This window comes from Micromonospora citrea, from assembly GCF_049629545.1.
GTDB lineage: Bacteria > Actinomycetota > Actinomycetes > Mycobacteriales > Micromonosporaceae > Micromonospora > Micromonospora citrea_A.
Window position 1 is genome coordinate 171,933 of record NZ_JBNADX010000009.1, and the last position, 17,275, is coordinate 189,207.

13 protein-coding genes are annotated in these 17,275 nt (G+C 75.9%); 8 read left to right on the top strand and 5 right to left on the bottom strand.

The genetic code is table 11. From position 1 onward, the window contains the following. Window positions 1-50: 50 nt before the first annotated feature. Window positions 51-1,229 (top strand): MarP family serine protease, encoded by a 1,179-nt coding sequence (locus ACPFP2_RS12880; protein WP_424089246.1) that lies wholly within the window; start codon window positions 51-53, stop codon window positions 1,227-1,229. Window positions 1,230-1,263: 34 nt separating this feature from the next. Here ACPFP2_RS12880 and ACPFP2_RS12885 read toward each other — a convergent pair whose 3' ends face one another. The 3 genes from ACPFP2_RS12885 to eccCa form a co-directional block, all read right to left on the bottom strand. Then, window positions 1,264-2,025, bottom strand: a complete 762-nt coding sequence (locus ACPFP2_RS12885; RefSeq protein ID WP_424089248.1) for a phosphatase PAP2 family protein — start codon at window positions 2,023-2,025, stop codon at window positions 1,264-1,266. A 40-nt stretch (window positions 2,026-2,065) separates the two neighbouring features. Continuing rightward, window positions 2,066-3,412: a type VII secretion-associated serine protease mycosin gene (gene mycP / locus ACPFP2_RS12890; protein ID WP_424089250.1), complete on the bottom strand. Its 1,347-nt coding sequence runs from the start codon at window positions 3,410-3,412 to the stop codon at window positions 2,066-2,068. Window positions 3,413-3,487: 75 nt separating this feature from the next. After that, entirely contained in the window at window positions 3,488-7,444 is a 3,957-nt protein-coding gene (gene eccCa / locus ACPFP2_RS12895) for a type VII secretion protein EccCa (protein ID WP_424089251.1), read from the bottom strand. A 100-nt stretch (window positions 7,445-7,544) separates the two neighbouring features. On the opposite strand from eccCa, the gene eccD reads away from it, so the two are divergent. Next, complete coding sequence (gene eccD / locus ACPFP2_RS12900; protein ID WP_424089253.1) at window positions 7,545-8,945, top strand: type VII secretion integral membrane protein EccD; 1,401 nt, start codon at window positions 7,545-7,547, stop codon at window positions 8,943-8,945. 49 nt (window positions 8,946-8,994) lie between these two features. Here the strand turns inward: eccD and ACPFP2_RS12905 are convergent, their stop codons facing one another. After that, on the bottom strand, window positions 8,995-9,501 hold the full coding sequence (locus ACPFP2_RS12905) for an inorganic diphosphatase (protein ID WP_424089255.1): 507 nt from the start codon (window positions 9,499-9,501) through the stop codon (window positions 8,995-8,997). 468 nt (window positions 9,502-9,969) lie between these two features. On the opposite strand from ACPFP2_RS12905, the gene dacB reads away from it, so the two are divergent. From dacB to ACPFP2_RS12925, 4 genes are read left to right on the top strand one after another with little or no spacing between them, the layout of a single operon-like run. Beyond that, a complete protein-coding gene (gene dacB, locus ACPFP2_RS12910; protein WP_424089328.1) occupies window positions 9,970-11,484 on the top strand; it encodes a D-alanyl-D-alanine carboxypeptidase/D-alanyl-D-alanine endopeptidase in 1,515 nt (504 codons plus the stop codon). Window positions 11,485-11,541: 57 nt separating this feature from the next. Next, window positions 11,542-12,609, top strand: a complete 1,068-nt coding sequence (locus ACPFP2_RS12915; protein WP_424089257.1) for a zinc-dependent metalloprotease — start codon at window positions 11,542-11,544, stop codon at window positions 12,607-12,609. A gap of 10 nt (window positions 12,610-12,619) precedes the next feature. Further along, window positions 12,620-13,606 carry a tRNA lysidine(34) synthetase TilS gene (gene tilS / locus ACPFP2_RS12920; protein WP_424089258.1) on the top strand — a complete coding sequence of 329 codons (987 nt, stop codon included), beginning with the start codon at window positions 12,620-12,622 and terminating at the stop codon, window positions 13,604-13,606. A gap of 49 nt (window positions 13,607-13,655) precedes the next feature. Continuing rightward, entirely contained in the window at window positions 13,656-15,290 is a 1,635-nt protein-coding gene (locus tag ACPFP2_RS12925) for a gamma-glutamyltransferase family protein (RefSeq protein WP_424089260.1), read from the top strand. 20 nt (window positions 15,291-15,310) lie between these two features. Here ACPFP2_RS12925 and ACPFP2_RS12930 read toward each other — a convergent pair whose 3' ends face one another. Beyond that, window positions 15,311-16,273 (bottom strand): GlxA family transcriptional regulator, encoded by a 963-nt coding sequence (locus ACPFP2_RS12930; RefSeq protein ID WP_424089262.1) that lies wholly within the window; start codon window positions 16,271-16,273, stop codon window positions 15,311-15,313. A 151-nt stretch (window positions 16,274-16,424) separates the two neighbouring features. On the opposite strand from ACPFP2_RS12930, the gene ACPFP2_RS12935 reads away from it, so the two are divergent. Further along, window positions 16,425-16,562 carry a hypothetical protein gene (locus ACPFP2_RS12935; protein ID WP_424089264.1) on the top strand — a complete coding sequence of 46 codons (138 nt, stop codon included), beginning with the start codon at window positions 16,425-16,427 and terminating at the stop codon, window positions 16,560-16,562. 100 nt (window positions 16,563-16,662) lie between these two features. Beyond that, window positions 16,663-17,238 carry a hypoxanthine phosphoribosyltransferase gene (gene hpt, locus ACPFP2_RS12940; RefSeq protein ID WP_088976453.1) on the top strand — a complete coding sequence of 192 codons (576 nt, stop codon included), beginning with the start codon at window positions 16,663-16,665 and terminating at the stop codon, window positions 17,236-17,238. Window positions 17,239-17,275 lie beyond the last annotated feature (37 nt).

Sequence of the window (17,275 nt, forward strand, 5' to 3'; positions counted from 1 at the left end):
TTCCGCATGCGGAGCGCCCCCGGCGGGCCGGGTGCCCGTACCCTTGACCCGTGTCCGTCGTGGATCTCGTTCTGCTCCTGCTCATGCTCGTGTTCGCGATCAGCGGATACCGTCAGGGCTTCGCCATCGGAGCGCTGTCGCTCTCCGGGTTCTTCCTGGGCGCGCTGCTCGGGCTCCAGGTGGGACCGTTGTTCGCCCGGCAGTTCGTCGACAGCGGCACCCGGGTCCTGATCTCCCTGGTCGCGGTCTTCGGGCTGGCGGTGCTCGGGCAGGCGCTGGCCGGCTGGCTCGGCTCGCACCTGCGCAGGACGATCACCAACGACGTGGCGAAGAAGGCGGACGACGTCGGCGGGGCGTTCGTGTCGCTCTTCGCGGTGATGCTGGTGGCCTGGCTGGTCGCCGTCCCGCTCGGCTCCTCCTCGCTGCCCTGGCTGGCCGCCTCGGTCAAGAACAGCGCGTTGCTGACCGTCGTGGACCGGGTGCTGCCGGACCAGGCGCAGGAGCTCTCCACCGCGCTGCGCGACACGGTGGACACCAACGGCTTCCCGGAGGTCTTCAACGGGCTGGGCCGTACCAACGCGCGGCAGGTCTCCCCGCCCGACCCGGCGCTCGCCGGCTCGCAGGTGGTGGCGAACAGCCAGCGTTCGGTGGTCAAGGTGCTCGGGTCCGCGCCGAGCTGCTCGCGCCGCATCGAGGGCTCCGGCTTCGTGTACGCCGACGACCGGGTGATGACCAACGCGCACGTGGTCGCCGGCACCCGCTCCGTCGCCGTCGAGCTGCGCGGCGAGCGGTACGACGGCGAGGTGGTCGTCTACGACCCGGACCGCGACCTGGCCGTGCTGCACGTGCCGGGGCTGCCCGGCCCGTCGCTGCGCTTCGCCGCCGGCCAGGCCGGCACCGGCGCCGACGCGATCGTGCTCGGCTTCCCGCTCGACGGCCCGTACGACGCCCGTCCGGCCCGGGTCCGCGACGTCGACCGGATCACCGGGCCGGACATCTACTCCTCCGGGGACGTCACCCGGGAGATCTACACGATCCGGGCGCTGGTGCGCAGCGGCAACTCCGGCGGGCCGCTGGTCTCCTCGAACGGCCTGGTGCTGGGGGTGATCTTCGCGGCCGCCGCGGACGACCCGAACACCGGTTTCGCGGTGACCGCCGCCGAGGCGCGGCCGGTGGCGCTGGCCGGCGCGGAGCGTACCCGTGGGGTGGGCACCGGCGACTGCACCTGACCCCGCCGTGCCGGCCCGGTGGACGCGGCCGGGGTCAGCGGCCCGGCCGGGCGGCGGCCCCGTCCCCGCCCGACGGGGTGGCCCCCGGCGCCCGCCAGACGACGAACGCGGCGGAGGTGGCCGCCACCACCGCCACCCCGAGCAGCCAGCCGGCGAACACGTCGCTCGTCCAGTGCACGCCCAGCGCGACCCGGCTCAGCCCGGTCAACCCGGCGAGGACGAGCGCGACCGCCCAGAGCGCCGTCCGGGCTCCCGGCCGGCCCCGGGTGTACGGCAGGTACACCACCAGCAGCACCCCGGCCGCCAGGGTGGCGTTCACCGCGTGCCCGGACGGGAACGCGTAACCCACCGCGTCGGCCACCGGGTCGAGCAGGTCCGGCCGGTTCCGCCCGACAAGCAGCTTCAGCAGCGCGCTGAGCAGTCCGCCGACCGCCATCGTGGCGACCACCCAGAGCGCCAGCCGCCGGGCGTCCCGCGCCCACAGCCAGATCACCAGGGCCAGCGCGGCGATCCGCAGCGGCCCGGGGCCGAAGACGTCGGTCCAGAGGTTCATCGTCCGGGTCCACGTCGGGTGCTCCACCGCGTACCGGTACATGGTGTCGGTGACCGCCGCGTCCAGGTCGTGCAGCGGCGGCCAGGCCCCGGCCACCAGCACGGCGAGCAGCGTGAACGGCATCAGCACCAGGAACGCCGCCGACGCGGCCAGGCTCAGCCGCAGACCCCGCGTACCGTCCCGGTCGAGGCGGCGGCCCCGCCAGGAGCGGGCCGGTGGTCGAACCGGGACGCGGGAGTCCATGGGTGGCCCCATACCCGGTACGACCCCGGTTCAGACCGGGTCAGCGACTGTACTGCCGGAACCGGCGGACGGTCAGCGCCGCCCCGGTGACCAGGGCGACCAGGATGGCCACCCCGGTCCAGAGCCGGCGTGGCGCGGTGTCGTCCGTGGTGCCGGCCGGCTGGGCCTGCCAGCGGGTCTGCTGGCGGGGCGGGGTGAAGCCGAGCGGGTCGCTGCCGGTGCCGCCGGCCCGCGCGTCGTCCGCGGCGCCGGGCGCCGGACCGAACCCGACCACGCCGGGAGCCTCGTTGTCGTCGAGCGGGTTGCGGTGCACCAGCGGCACGTCCGCGGTCAGCGCCGCCACCGGGTCGACGAGGCCGTGCCCGAAGCGGTCGTCGCGGCCGACCGGGCCGATGTCCTTCGCGGTGGCCAGCAGCCGGTTGACCACGTCCCCGGCGGACATCTCCGGGTACCGGGCGCGCACCAGCGCGGCGGTGGCCGCGACCAGCGGGGCGGCGAAGCTGGTGCCCTGGACCCCCCAGTAGCTGTTCGGCGGGCGGGCGCCGACGAGCCGGGTGGCCGGCGCGGTGAGGGTGGTGGCGTGCCCGGTGATCGAGCCGGACCAGAGGTTCTCGCTGGAGCCCTCCAGACCGGCCACGGCGATCACCCCGGGCTCGCGGGCCGGGTACCAGACCTTGGGGCTGGTCGAGGTGGCGACGTTGCCGGTGCAGGCGACCACCACCACGTCCCGGGCGAAGGCGTAGTCCAGCGCGGCGGCCAGCGCCGGGCTGTCCCCGCTGCCGCCGAGGGACAGGTTGATCACCCGGGCGCCGTGGTCGACGGCCCAGCGCACCCCCTTGGCGACGATCATCGCGTCGTCGTAGCGGTTCTCGTCGTCGAGCACCCGCACCGGCAGGATGCGCGCGTCCGGGGCGAGCCCGACCACGCCCTTGCGGTCGTCGTTGCGCCCGGCGACAAGGCTGGCCACCGTGGTGCCGTGCCCCACCGGGTCCGGCTCGGCCGCCCCGCCGGGGGAGACCAGGTCGAGGCCGGGCAGCACCTGGCCGGCCAGGTCCGGGTGGGACGGGTCCACCCCGGAGTCGATCACCGCGACGGTGACGCCCCGCCCGGTGGAGGTCTGCCAGGCGGTCGCGGCCCGCAACTCGTCGAGCTGCCACTGATCGTCGCGGATCCGGTCGGCCCGGGTCGTGGTCTCCACCGGGACGAAGTCCGGCTCGGCCAGTGGCGCGGCGGCAGTGACCGGCGGGGGCGCGGCGGCCGACGCCGGGGGCGGAAGCACGCCGACGACCGTCGCCGCGGTCGCCGCCGCACCGAGCAGCGCGCGGCCGGCGAACCGGTGGAGCGTGCTCGGGGAGCCGTGCCGAACCCTGGTCACATCCTCAACCATTCATCGCGACGGACACATGCTGGTGGGAGATTACCGGTTCCACCGCCTGCCACGGCACGTTCCGCGCCGGGCCACTCACACCGGTGGCAGGTGGGCCAGCTGGACCAGCCGTACGCCCTCCCGCCGGGTCACCAGCCGGCCGCGCCCCGGGGGCAGCGGCCCCGGCCGCACCGGCCCGACCAGCTGCCCCTCGTCCGGGCTGCCACTCATCACCAGGCCGGCGGTGGAGAGTTCCCGCAGCCGCTGCACGACCGGCTCGTACTGGGCCCGGGCCGCGCCGCCGGACCGGCGGGCCAGCACCAGGTGCAGCCCGATGTCGCGGGCCTGCGGCAGGTACTCCTCCAGCCCCCGCAGCGGGTTCGCCGGACCGTTCGCCACCAGGTCGTAGTCGTCGACCAGCACGAACAACTCCGGCCCGGACCACCAGGACCGCTCCCGCAACTGGGCCGGGGTAACCTCCGGCCCCGGTATCCGGGCCTGCATGTAGCCGGCCACCGACTCGATCAACTCGCCGGTGTACGGCGCCGCACTGCCGTACCCGATCACGTGCGGCAGCTCCTTGAGGCCGAGCAGACTGCGCCGGTAGTCGACCACGATGATCCGGGCCTGCTCCGGGGCGAACCGGCCGACGATCGAGGTGGCCAGCGCGCGGAGGAACGACGACTTGCCGCACTCGGCGTCGCCGAAGACCACGAAGTGCGGTTCGGTGGCGAAGTCCAGCGCCACCGGGCGCAGGTCGGCCTCGGCCACTCCGATCGGGAAGGCCAGGCCGGTGGTCGCGCCGGTGTCCAGCTCGGCGTACGGCAGCACCGGCGGGAGCAGGCGCACCCGGGGGGCGGGCAGGCCGGACCAGGCGCCGGCGACGGACTTCACCAGCTCGGCCGTCTCCGCGCCGGCCAGCTGCGGCAGCGCCGTGAGGAAGTGCAGGCCCTGCGTGGTGACGCCCCGACCGGGGGTCTTCTCCGGCACGCTCGCCGCGGCGACCCGCTTCACCACCGAGTCGGACGGGTCGCCGAGGCGCAGCTCCAACCGGGAGCCGAACAGATCCCGGATGGCCGGCCGGAAGTCCATCCAGCGCACCGCGCTCGCCACCACGTGCACCCCGTACGACAGGCCCCGGGTGGCCAGGTCGGTGATCAGGGGTTCGAGGTCGTCGTACTCGCCGCGCAGGGTGGCCCAGCCGTCCACGACGAGGAAGACGTCGCCGAACGGGTCGACGGTGGGCTGGCCGGCCGCGGCGAGCGCGGACCGGCGCTGCCGCCAGGCCGCCATGGACTCCACACCCAGCTCGGCGAAGCGGCGTTCCCGCTCGGCGAGCAGGGTAGCGATCTCACCGATCGTCCGGCGGACCACCGTGGGGTCGGCGCGTCCGGCCACCCCGCCGACGTGCGGCAGGTCGCGCAGGGCGGCCAGCCCGCCGCCGCCGAAGTCCAGGCAGTAGACCTGCGCCTCGGCCGGGGTGTGGGTCAGCGCCAGCGCGCACACCAGGGTCCGCAGCGCGTGCGACTTGCCGCTCTGCGGCGCGCCGACCACGGCGACGTGCCCGGCGGCGCCGTCCAGCGCCAGCCAGAGCAGGTCGCGGCGCTGCTCGAAGGGCTTGTCCACGAGCGCCACCGGCACCTGGAGCGCGCCGTGCAGCTCCGGGTTGGCGACGGTGAGGCCGCGCTGCGGGTCGACGCCCGCCGGGCCGAGCAGCTCGTCGAGCGTGGGGGCCCGGTCCAGCGGCGGCAACCAGACCTGGTGCGCCGGTGGGCCCTGCCCGGCCAGCCGGCCGACCAGCACGTCGAGCAGGCTTCCGGCCTCCTCCTCGACGGCGGTCAGCGCCGCCGGGGTGGCCGGCTCGGGCACCGGCACCAGGTGGGTGGAGAAGGTCAGCAGCCGGGGCGTGCCACCCGCGCCGCCACCGCCCGCGCCGCCACGGCGGCGTACCGGCCCGGAGACGTACGCGGCCCGGAACCGGACCAGCGGGTCGGTGCCGGCGCGCAGGTAGCCGTGCCCGGGGGAGCGGGGCAGCTCGTGCGCGTCGGGCACGCCGAGCACCGTCCGGGACTCCAGCGCCGAGAAGGTCCGTAACCCGATCCGGTACGACAGGTGGGTGTCCAGCCCCCGCAGCCGCCCCTCCTCCAGGCGCTGGCTGGCGAGCAGCAGGTGCACGCCGAGGGACCGGCCCAGCCGTCCGATCTGGACGAACAGGTCGATGAAGTCCGGCTTGGCCGACAGCAGCTCGGAGAACTCGTCACAGATCAGCAGCAGTGACGGCAGTGGGGCGAGCGGGGTGCCGGCGGCCCGGGCCCGCTCGTAGTCGCGCAGGCTGGCGAAGTTGCCGGCCCGGCGCAGCAGCTCCTGCCGGCGCATCAGCTCGCCGTTGATGGCGTCGACCATCCGGTCGACCAGCGGCAGCGCGTCGGCCAGGTTGGTGATCACGGCGGCGGTGTGCGGCAGCCGGTCGAAGGAGGCGAAGGTGGCGCCGCCCTTGAAGTCGACCAGCACGAAGTTGAGCTGCTCCGAGCTGTGCGTGGCGGCCAGCCCCAGCACGAGGGTGCGCAGCAGCTCCGACTTGCCGGAGCCGGTCGCGCCGATCAGCAGCCCGTGCGGGCCCATGCCGTCCTGCGCCGACTCCTTGAGGTCCAGGTCGATCGCGCCGCCGTCGGCGCCCACCCCGATCGGCACCCGGAGCCGCTCCCGGGGCGAGCGGGGCGCCCAGCCCTGCTCGGCGGTGAAGCCCTCCGGGTCACCGATGCCGAGCAGCTCGGGCAGGCCCGGTTCGGCTCCGGGCGCGGCCTCCCCACCCCGTACGGCCGTGGCGAGCCGCAGCGGGGCGAGCCGGCGGGCCACCGCCTCGGCGTCGGCCGGCTCCAGCCGGTCGGCGGTGCCCACCTCCGCGTGCCCCTCGGCGGACCAGGAGTGCAGCCGGTCGCCGCGCAGCTCCAGCAGGAGGGCGTACCGGTCGAGCAGGCGGGGCGGCGGGGTGTCCAGGTCGATCACGGTGACCGCGTCGATGCCGCCGTCGCCGGTCAGGTCGGTGGCCCCGGTCAGGTCGCCGCCGTCGAGGAGCACCACCACGTGCGGGCCGTCGGTGGCCGGGCCGGCCGGGCTGAACCGGGACCGGCTGCCCAGCACGTCGTCGAGGAGCCGTTCCAGTTCGGCGGCGGAGGTGGTGACCAGGCGCACCGGTCCGAGGGCGTCGGTGCGGCCGGGGTGGTGGGCGTGCGGCAGCCACTTCACCCACTCCCAGAGCGCGCGCCGTTCGGGCCCGGCGCAGACGGCGATGAGCAGTTCGTCCGGGGCGTGGAAGACGGCGAGCTGGGTGAGCATGGCCCGGGCCAGCGCCTGCGCGGCGGGGGAGCCGGTGGGCGGTGAGCCGCCGCCCGGCTCACCCTTGACGTGGACCCGGGCGAAGCTGCGCAGCGAGAGCGCCACCGGCAGGTCCGGCACCACCGAGTACGCGTCGAGGAAGCGCCGCAGCGACCCGGCGGTCATCGGCTCCAGCTCCTCCAGCGGCCGGGTGACCGGGGGCACCAGGGGAGTGGCCAGGGTCTGCGGCCCGACGGCGACCCGCACCACGGCGAAGTCCGGGTCGGCGGGTCGGCGTTCCCAGACCCGGTGGCTGTCCACGGTCGACCAGAGCCGGCCGGGGTCGGGATGCCGGTAGTAGAGGCCGGCCCGCTGCTGCCCGGCGGTCTGCCGGACCCGGCGGCGCAGCGCGGTGAGGTGCCGCAGGTACTCGCGGCGGGCCGCCATCATCTCGGACTTCTTCGGGGTGCCCGAGGCGCTGCCCCAGGAGGTCACCAGCATCGCCAGGCTGGAGATCCCGAACAGCCCGCCCACCACGTACGAGTAGGCGCCGCCGCCCCGGCCGAACATCATGGCCATCGCCACCGTGCCGCCCAGCATCGGCAGCACCATCAGCGCCTGCTGCCAGCGGCCACCGGTCACCGCCGGGATCTCCGGGGGCGCCTCGACGGGCAGCTCACCGACCGGGATCTCCGGGGCCGGACGGCGCGGCGGCCGCTTGATGACGACAGTGGACACGGGGCCTCCCTGTGGCGCTCGGTAACCCGAGCCTGGCTCATGGTAGGTAAAGTCCTGTCGTCCGTCAGCCACCGCTCCCGATCGATATGGAGATCAGTCGATGACCACCGGGCTGGCCAGGGTCACCATCAGCGCCCCCGGGCGGCGCGTCGACGTGGCCCTGCCGGAGCAGGTTCCGCTGGCCGAGCTGCTGCCCGAGGTGCTGCGGCACGCCGGCGAGGGGCTGGCCGACGACGGCGAGCGGCACGGCGGCTGGGTGCTGCGGCGTACCGACGGCGCGGTCCTGGCCACCGCGCAGGCGCTGCTGCCCCAAGGGGTGCGCGACGGCGAGGTCCTGCACCTCGTGCCGGCCCACGACCAGTGGCCGGAACTGGAGTACGACGACGTGGTCGAGGCGATCGCCGACGGGGCCCGCCGCCGGGGCAGCGCCTGGTCGCCGGCGGCCACCCGGGCCGCCACGCTCGCCGGGGCGGGGGTGCCGCTCGCCGTCGGGCTGGTCGCCGTCCTGGCCGGCGGGCCGCGGCACGGCGCCGGCTGGCCCGTCGCGGTCGCCGTGGCGCTGCTGCTCAGCGTCGCCGGCGCGGTCGCCTCCCGGGCGTACGGGGACGGCACGACCGGCGCCACCCTCGCCGGGTACGCGCTGCCGTACGCCTTCGCCGCCGGCGCCCTCGCGGTCGCCTCGGGTGACCCGGTCGGGGTGTTCCGCCCGCTGCCCTGGCTGGGCGCTCCGGAACTGCTGGCCGGCTCGGTGGCGCTGCTGCTGGTCGCCGTGCTCGGCCTGCTCGGTGTCGCCACCCGGCTGCGGATCTTCGTGGCCGGCGCGACCGTCGGCGTGGCCGGCGCGCCGGCCGCCCTGGGCGGGCTGCTGCTCGACCCGGCCGGCACCGCCGCCGTGCTGGTCTGCGTGCTGGTCTTCGCCGTCGGCGCGCTGCCGCTGCTGGCCATCCGGTTGGGCAAGATGCCGCTGCCGCCGATCACCCTGCCGAGCGGGCCGGCCGGCGGCTCGGACGGCGTGCGGGACCTGCCGGACCGGGCCCGGGTGCACGCGGCGGTGGCCCGGACCGAGGAGATGCTGACCGGGATGCTCACCGGGCACGCCGTGCTGGCGGTCGTCGCCGCGTACGTGCTCGGGGCGACCGGGGGCGTGGCCGGGCGGCTGCTGGTGGCGGTCTGCGCCGCGGTGCTGCTGCTGCGTACCCGGCTCTTCGTGGCGGTGCGCCACCGGGTGCCGCCGGTGCTGGCCGGACTGGCCGGGTTCGGGGTGCTCGGCGTGCTGCTCGCCACCGGCGCCGGTGACGCCGGCCTGCTCGCGCTGGCGGTGGGCGGGCTGCTGGTCGCGCTCACCGCCGTGGCGGCGGGCACGACGTACGCCCGGCGGCCGGTCTCGCCGTACCTCGGTCGGGTGGCCGACCTGACCGACACGGCGCTGGTGGTGGCGGTGGTGCCGGTGGCCTGCGCGGTGCTGGACCTCTACGACGCCGCGCGCGGCCTGCTGGGCTGAGCAGTACGAAGGCCCGGACCAGCGGTCCGGGCCTTCGTCGAGATGTTGATCAGTGCGCGGAGTCGCCCTGCGCCTCGGCGTCCCTGGCGCGCTGGTACGACGCGCGGACCTCGGCCTCGGCCTCGACCCGGCCGACCCAGGTCGCGCCCTCGACCGACTTGCCCGGCTCCAGGTCCTTGTAGACCTCGAAGAAGTGCTGGATCTCCAGCCGGTCGAACTCGCCCAGGTGGTGGATGTCGCGCAGGTGCTCCTGACGCGGGTCCTCGTAGGGCACGCAGAGGACCTTGTCGTCCCCGCCCTTCTCGTCGGTCATCCGGAACATGCCGATGGTGCGGCAGCGGATCAGGCAGCCCGGGAAGGTCGGCTCGGGGACGAGCACCAGGGCGTCCAGCGGGTCGCCGTCCTCGCCCAGGGTGCCCTCGATGAAGCCGTAGTCGGCCGGGTACTGGGTCGACGTGAAGAGGGTGCGGTCCAGCCGGATCCGGCCGGTCACGTGGTCCACCTCGTACTTGTTGCGGTGACCCTTCGGGATCTCAACCGTGACGTCGAAATCCATCTTCCACGCTCCCTCGTCTGCCCACGCTGGCTGAACGGAACCACTGACGCCCCCGGTACGGGTGAATGGCCACCCGCCGGCTCCGGACGCCGCATAGTCTTCGGACCGAAGTAGTGTCGCCCAGGCTGGTTCCGCACGCGGAAGGAGGGGGTCGTGGGGAGGGAAGATTCACACTACCGCCCGGATGGGGTTGACGGACGCGGATCCGGCGGATCCGGTTCCGGGGGTGCCAGCGGCCGCGTCCGGGTGCCCGGTGTCCACCCGTCCGACCGGTCTGCGCCCCCGTCCGGTCCCGGCTCCGGCCGGCCTCCGCAGGTCCCCGACCTGAACCGGCCCGCCGCCGGGTCGGCCCGGGTCCCGTCCGGGCCGCCGCCGGCCGCCGGCTCCGCCCGGGTGCCCGCCGACCCCCAGGGGTACGGCTCGGCGCCGGTGTCCCCCGCGACCGGGCCGGTGCCGGTCTCCCCGGCCGTGGGCTCCGTCCCGGTCTCCCCGCCGCCGGCCGGGGCCAACCCGCCGCCCCCGGCCACCGCGCCGCGCCGCAGACGCCGGCTGCTGCCGGTCGCCGCGCTCGTCACCGTGCTGCTGCTCGCGCTGGCCGGGTTCGCCGTGCTGGTCCGGCCCGGCCCGGTCGCCGGCTGGCTGGGCGACGAGGCCGATGCGCCGGCCACCGCCCGCGCGCCCGAGCCCGACCCGGCGCCGGTGCTCGCCGGCCCGGACGCGGGCGCCCCGCAGCCCACCCCCGACGGGGTACGCGCCGCGCTCGACCCGCTGCTCGGCCAGCCGGCACTGGGCAGCCGGGTCAACGTGTCGGTGGCCGACGTGACGACGGGACAGTCGCTCTTCACCCGGGGCGGCGACGACGGCACCGTGCCCGCCTCGGTGACCAAGCTGGCCACCGGGGTGACCGTGCTGGAGGCCCGCGGCCCCGGCCACCGGATCCCCACCCGCGTGGTGGCCGGCGCCGACCCCGGCGAGGTGGTCCTCGTCGGCGGTGGCGACCCGACGCTGGCGGTCGACGGCAAGGGCTTCTATCCCGGGGCGGCCCGCCTCGACACCCTCGCGAAGCAGGTGAAGGAGGCGCTCGGCGGCACCGCCCCGACCAGGGTGACCGTCGATTCCACCCTCTTCCCCGGCCCGGTGCACGCCCCCGGCTGGGACGACGACATCCCCACCGGCGGGTACGGCGCGGCGATCACCGCGTTGATGACCGACGGCGCGCGGACCGACCCGGAGACCGCCCGGCGGACCTTCGACGACACCCACGGCGCGGCGCAGCGCGACCCGCAGCCCGACCTGGCCGCCGGCCGCGCCTTCGCCCGCCTGCTCGGGCTGGGCGCGGACGCCCAGGTGAGGAAGGGCAAGGCCCCGGCCGGAGCGTCCGCCTCGACCGGCGCCGCCCCGGCGCCCGGCACCGAGTTGGGCAAGGTCGAGTCGCTGCCGATGATCCGGCTGGTCGACATCATGATCAGCGACTCCGACAACGTGGTCGCCGAGGCGCTGGCCCGGCAGGTGGCGCTGGCCCGCAACCAGCCCGCCTCGTTCAGCGGTGGGGCGGCGGCGATGGACGCGGTCCTCGCCGAGCTGGGGCTGCCCGCCGACGAGATCACCCTCTCCGACGCCAGCGGGCTGTCCCGCAACAACCGGATCAGCCCGTCCCTGCTGACCGACCTGATCGCGCTCGCCGGCAAGGGCGACCACCCCGAGCTGGGCGGCATCTTCGGCGGCCTGCCCGTCGGCGCCTGGTCCGGCACCCTCGGCGACCGGTACCGGGCCGCCGCCACGAAGGCCGGCGCCGGGGCGGTGCGGGCCAAGACCGGCACGCTGACCGGGGTGCACGCCATCGCCGGGCTGGTCACCACCGCCGACGGTCGGCTGCTCACCTTCGCCGTGCTCACCGACCGGGCCCCGGCCGGCGACCCCGACGTCACCCGGCAGGCCCTCGACCGGATCACCGGCGCGCTGGCCGCCTGCGGCTGCCGCTGATCCGGCCCTGCCGTCGCGCGCCCGGTTGGGGTGTTCCGACGCGGGTACGGTGGGTGCATGGCGCAGTTCGTGGACTGGGATCTGGCCGCCGCGACCGCGGGGGCGCTGGGCAAGTCGGGCCCGCGTGTGTCGTACGCGGAGGCCGCCGAGGCGGTCGGCGAGCTGCGGCGGCTCACCGACGAGGCGGCCGGGCACGTCGCCGACTACACCGGGCTGCGCTCGCAGGTGTCGCACCCGCCGGTGCGGGTGGTCGACCGGCGGGACTGGGCCGCCACCAACATCGCCGGCCTGCGCGAGGTGATCACCCCGCTGGTCAGCCGGCTCTCCGGTGACAAACGTCCCGGCCCGCTCACCGAGGCGGTCGGCTCCCGGGTGACCGGCGTGCAGGCCGGCACCGTGCTGGCGTACCTCTCCGGCCGGGTCCTCGGCCAGTACGAGGTCTTCTCCGCCGATCCCGGTCAGCTGCTGCTGGTCGCGCCGAACATCGTCGAGGTGGAGCGGAAGCTGGAGGCCGACCCGCGCGACTTCCGGCTCTGGGTCTGCCTGCACGAGGTCACCCACCGCACCCAGTTCACCGCGGTGCCCTGGATGCGGGCGTACTTCCTCGGCGAGGTGCAGGCGTTCGTGGACGCCTCGCAGGGCAGCGAGCACCTGCTGGAGCGGCTGCGCCGGGGCGTGTCCACGCTCTCCGACGCGGTCAAGGACCCGGAGAGCCGCACCAGCGTCCTCGACATCGTGCAGACCCCCGCGCAGCGGGCCGTGCTGGACCGGCTCACCGCCCTGATGACACTGCTGGAGGGGCACGCCGAGTTCGTGATGGACGGTGTCGGCCCGCAGGTCATCCCGAGCGTGGAGCGGATCCGGGCGGCGTTCAACCGCCGTCGCGAGTCCGGCAACCCGCTGGAGAAGGCGATCCGCCGGCTGCTCGGCGTGGACGTCAAGATGCGCCAGTACGCCGAGGGCCGCACGTTCGTGCACGGCGTCGTCGACCGGGTCGGCATGGACGGCTTCAACAAGATCTTCGGCTCTCCGCTGACCCTGCCCCGGCTGGACGAGCTGGGCGACCCGGATGCCTGGGTGACCCGGGTGCACGGGCCGGCCGGCGCCACCCCCACCGCCGGCTGAGCGGACGGCCGTGGCCGCGCTCGCCCCGCCGGTCGCCGCGACCCGGCTCGCGGTCCGCCGCGCGCTGACCGGGCTGCCCGGCGACGGGCCGGTCCTGGTGGCCTGCTCGGGCGGGGCCGACTCGCTCGCCCTCGCCGCCGCCACCGCTTTCGTCGCGCCCCGGCTGGGTCGTCGCGCCGGGCTCGTCACCGTCGACCACGGGTTGCAGGCGGGTTCCGCCGGGCGCGCCGCCGACGTGGCCCGGTGGGGCGTCGAGGCGGGGCTCGACCCGGTGGAGGCGGTCCCGGTGACCGTGGCCGGGCGGCCCGGCGGCCCCGAGGCGGCCGCCCGCGACGCGCGGTACCAGGCGTTGGCGGACGCCGCCCGGCGGCACCGGGCCGCCGCGCTGCTGGTCGGGCACACCCGCGACGACCAGGCCGAGACGGTGCTGCTCGCGCTGGCCCGGGGCGCGGGGCCGCGCGGGCTGGCCGGGATGCCGCCGCGCCGGGAGGTGGCCGGGGTGCCGCTGCTGCGCCCGCTGCTCGACGTCACCCGGGAGCAGACCCGCAAGGCGTGCGCCGCGCTCGGGCTCACCGCGTGGGAGGACCCGCACAACGCCGACCCGTCGTACGCCCGGGCCCGGGTCCGGGCCGACGTGCTGCCGGTGCTGGTCGAGGCGCTCGGCGCGGGGGTGCTGGACAACCTGGCCCGCACCGCCCGACTGGTCGCCGCCGACACGGCCGCCCTGGACGACCTGGCCGGCGTCGCGCTCGCCGAGGCGCGGGCCGGGGCGGACGCGCTCGCCGTGGCGGCCCTGGCCGACCTGCCCGAGGCGGTCCGTACCCGGGTGCTGCACGCCTGGGCGCGGGAGTTGGGCGCGCCGCCCGCCGCGCTCTCGCACCGGCACGTCGCCGCGCTCGACGCGCTGGTCACCGACTGGCACGGGCAGGGCGCGACCGCCCTGCCCGGTGGGCTGCGGGTGGCCCGCCGCGACGGCGCGCTGCGCCGCGTCGACTGAAGCACCCGGACCTCTCGCCGGGAGCCGCCGCAGGCGGTAGACATGGCGGATGGCGTACCCCCGACTGCCGCTGCTGGCCCCGAACGGCGCCGTCGCGACCAGCCAGCCGCTCGCGGCGGCCGCGGGCCTGGCCGTGCTGCGGCGCGGCGGCAACGCCGTCGACGCGGCGCTGGCCACCGCGATCACCCTGACCGTGGTCCAGCCGCCGTCGAACGACATCGGCGGTGACCTCTTCGCCATCGTCTGGGACGGCGAGCGGCTGCACGGCCTGGACGCCGCCGGCCGGTCACCGGCCGGGCTGACCCGGGAGGTGGTGCTCGCCGCGACCGGGCGGCAGGCGGCGCGGCCGCCCGAGGCGCTCGGTGGCGCGCAGGCGCACGGTCCGGCGATGCCGGCCCGGGGCTGGCTGCCGGTCACCGTGCCCGGCGCGCCGGCCGGCTGGCGGGACCTGCACGACCGGTTCGGCTCGCTGCCCTTCGCCGACCTCTTCACCGACGCGGTCGGGTACGCCGAGCACGGCCACCCGGTCTCCGCCGGCACCGCCGCCAGCTGGGCCCGCGCCGTGGCCGGGCACGACGACCTGCACGGCGAGGAGTACGCCGAGTTCGGCCGGGTGTTCACCGCCGGTGGGCGGGCGCCCCGCCCCGGCGAGCGGTGGCGCAACCCCGACGCCGCCCGGACCCTGCGCCGGATCGCGGAGACCGGTGCGGCGGACTTCTACACCGGCGGGATCGCGGCGGCACTCGACGCGCACGCCGCGCGCACCGGCGGCCTGCTCACCGGCGACGACCTGGCCCGGCACACCTCGACCTGGGTCGACCCGGTCGGCGTGCCGTACCGGGGCCACGAGGTCTGGGAGCTGCCGCCGCCCGGCCAGGGCATCGCCGCGCTGCTCGCGTTGGGCATCCTCGACGGCACGGACCTCGCCGGGTGCACCGTCGAGGAGCGGGTGCACCGGCAGGTCGAGGCGATGAAGCTGGGCTTCGCCGACGCCCACGCCCACGTGGCCGACCCGGACCGCGCGCCGTCCCCGACCGCCGCCCTGCTCGACCCCGGGTACGCGGCCGCCCGGCGGCGGCTGGTCACCGACGCCGCCGGCGACCCGGTGGCCGGGGAGCCGGAACGCGGCGGCACGGTCTACCTCTGCGCCGCCGACGCGGGCGGGATGATGGTCAGCCTCATCCAGTCCACCTACCTGGCGTTCGGCTCGCACGTGGTGCTGCCCGGGTACGGCTTCGCGCTGCAGAACCGGGGCCTGGGCTTCCGGCTCGACCCCGACCACCCGAACGTGGTCGGCCCGGCGAAGCGGCCGTTCCACACGATCATCCCGGGTTTCCTGACCCGCGACGGCGCGCCGGTCGGACCGTTCGGGGTGATGGGCGGGCACATGCAGCCGCAGGGGCACGTGCAGCTCGTCTCCGCCGCCCTCGACGCCGGCGCGGACCCGCAGGCCGCGCTGGACGCCCCGCGCTGGTACTGGCACACCGGCCGGACCCTGCTCGTCGAGGCGGAGCTGGCGGCCGAGCCCGGCCTGGTCGACCGGCTGCGGGCCCGGGGGCACGAGGTCACCGTCACCGCCGAGCGGGCCGCCTTCGGGTACGGGCAGGCGGTCTTCCGGTCGCCGTCCGGCGGGTACGTGGTGGGCTCGGAGTCCCGGGTCGACGGCGCCGCCGTCGGGTACTGACCCCCGGGGTCGGATGCCCGTCAGTGGGCGGCGACCCGGTCCCGGAACGTGGTGCGGTACGCGTGCGGGGTGGTGCCGATCCGACGGGTGAAGTGGTGGCGCAGGGTGGCGGCGTCGCCGAAGCCGGCCCGGTCGGCGACCGCCTCCACGGTCAGCGCGGTGTCCTCCAGCAGCCGCCGTGCCAGCAGCACCCGCTGGTTGGTGAGCCAGTCGTGCGGGGTGGTGCCGGTCTCGGCCCGGAACCGTCGGGCGAAGGTACGCGGTGACATGCCGGCCCGGGTGGCCAGCTCCTCCACCGTGGTCGGCCGGTCCAGGTGTCCCATCAGCCACTCCAGCACGGGCTCCAGGGTGGGCGCCTCGGGGGCCTTCGGGATGGGGGCCTCGACGTACTGGGACTGTCCGCCGTCGCGGTGCGGTGGGACCACCATCCGGCGGGCGAGCCGGGTGGCCGTGGCCGAGCCGTGCTCCTGACGGACCAGGTGCAGGCAGGCGTCGATGCCGGCCGCGGTGCCGGCGCTGGTGAGCAGCCTGCCGTCCTGGACGTAGAGCGAGTTGCACCGGACCCGGGCGGTCGGGTGCCGGCGTTGCAGTTCGTCGACGTACCGCCAGTGGGTGGTGCACTCCCGGCCGTCGAGCAGCCCGGCCTCGCCGAGCAGGAAGGCGCCCGAGCAGACGCTGAACAGGTACGCCCCCCGCTCGGCGGCCCGACGCAGCGCGTCGAGCACGCATCCGGGGGCGGTGGTGCCGTGCTGGTGGGCGGGGACGGCGACCAGGTCGGCGTCCTCGAGGGCGTCGAGGCCGGCGTGCGGGGTCAGGTGGAAGCCGGAGGAGGTGCGGACCGGCACGCCGTCGGGGCTGCACACCCGGAAGCGGTAGGCGGGGAACCCGTCGGCCGTGCGGTCGGTGCCGAAGACCTCGGCGAGCACGCCGAGTTCGAAGGTGGCGACCCCGTCCAGGGCGACGACGGCGACGGTGCGGAGCATGTGACGAGGGTAACCGCAGGGGTGGCAGGAAATCGAGGGGTGATGGCGTTCCTGCCACTGTCCGGGTTTCGGTGGCGGCTGGAGACTGGGTCCAGTCCGGTGCGCACCGGCGGCGAAAACCACTCGAACCAACGCGAAAGCGAGCGCCGCCATGGAGTTTCTGCTGCTGCTTCTGTTCCTCGTCGTGCTGGCCGTCGCCTCGGCGGCCGGCCTCACCTCCGACAGCCGTGACTCGGCCGACTGGAAGCCCACCGACGGCGGTCGCCGCCGGCGCTCCCGTGCCTGCTGAGGTGTTCGTCTGGTTTGCCAGAGAAAATCCACGTCGGGACCGCTCCAAAAGGGGCGGCCCCGCCGACGGGGGTCGACCGGCGTACGGCAGGCTAGGAGTCATGGCTGACGGCTCCTGGTACGACGCCGACATCGATCACGTGATCATCTCTGAGGCGCAGATCCGCGAGAAGACCGCGGAACTGGCCAAGCAGGTCTCGGCGGACTACGCCGGCGTCGAGGACGGGCTCCTGCTCGTCTGCGTGCTCAAGGGCGCGGTGATGTTCATGGCCGACTTCGCCCGGGCGCTCGGCCGCCACGGCCCGCCCGCCGAACTGGAGTTCATGGCCGTCTCCTCGTACGGCCAGGGCACCACCTCCTCCGGCGTGGTCCGCATCCTCAAGGACCTGGACCGGGACATCGCCGGCCGGCACGTGGTCGTGGTGGAGGACATCGTCGACTCCGGCCTGACCCTCTCCTGGCTGCTGCGCTACCTCGAGTCCCGCTCGGCGGCCAGCGTCGAGGTGGTCGCCCTGTTCCGCAAGCCGGACGCGGTGAAGGTCCCCGTCCCGGTGAAGTACGTCGGCTTCGACATCCCGACCGAGTTCGTCGTCGGTTACGGCCTCGACTTCGGCGAGCGGTACCGCGAGCTGCCGTACGTCGGCGTGCTCAAGCCCGAGGTGTACGCCCGGGCCTGAGCCCTCCGCCGGGCCGGTTCCGGCCGGCCCGGCGACC

What these genes read in the sequence shown, in the direction of transcription:
- ACPFP2_RS12885 (WP_424089248.1), bottom strand. Translation starts at nt 2,025, where the DNA reads ATGGACTCCCGCGTCCCGGTTCGACCACCGGCCCGCTCCTGGCGGGGC.
- mycP (WP_424089250.1), bottom strand. Translation starts at nt 3,412, where the DNA reads ATGGTTGAGGATGTGACCAGGGTTCGGCACGGCTCCCCGAGCACGCTC.
- eccD (WP_424089253.1), top strand. Translation starts at nt 7,545, where the DNA reads ATGACCACCGGGCTGGCCAGGGTCACCATCAGCGCCCCCGGGCGGCGC.
- ACPFP2_RS12905 (WP_424089255.1), bottom strand. Translation starts at nt 9,501, where the DNA reads ATGGATTTCGACGTCACGGTTGAGATCCCGAAGGGTCACCGCAACAAG.
- ACPFP2_RS12915 (WP_424089257.1), top strand. Translation starts at nt 11,542, where the DNA reads ATGGCGCAGTTCGTGGACTGGGATCTGGCCGCCGCGACCGCGGGGGCG.
- ACPFP2_RS12925 (WP_424089260.1), top strand. Translation starts at nt 13,656, where the DNA reads ATGGCGTACCCCCGACTGCCGCTGCTGGCCCCGAACGGCGCCGTCGCG.
- ACPFP2_RS12930 (WP_424089262.1), bottom strand. Translation starts at nt 16,273, where the DNA reads ATGCTCCGCACCGTCGCCGTCGTCGCCCTGGACGGGGTCGCCACCTTC.
- ACPFP2_RS12935 (WP_424089264.1), top strand. Translation starts at nt 16,425, where the DNA reads ATGGAGTTTCTGCTGCTGCTTCTGTTCCTCGTCGTGCTGGCCGTCGCC.
- hpt (WP_088976453.1), top strand. Translation starts at nt 16,663, where the DNA reads ATGGCTGACGGCTCCTGGTACGACGCCGACATCGATCACGTGATCATC.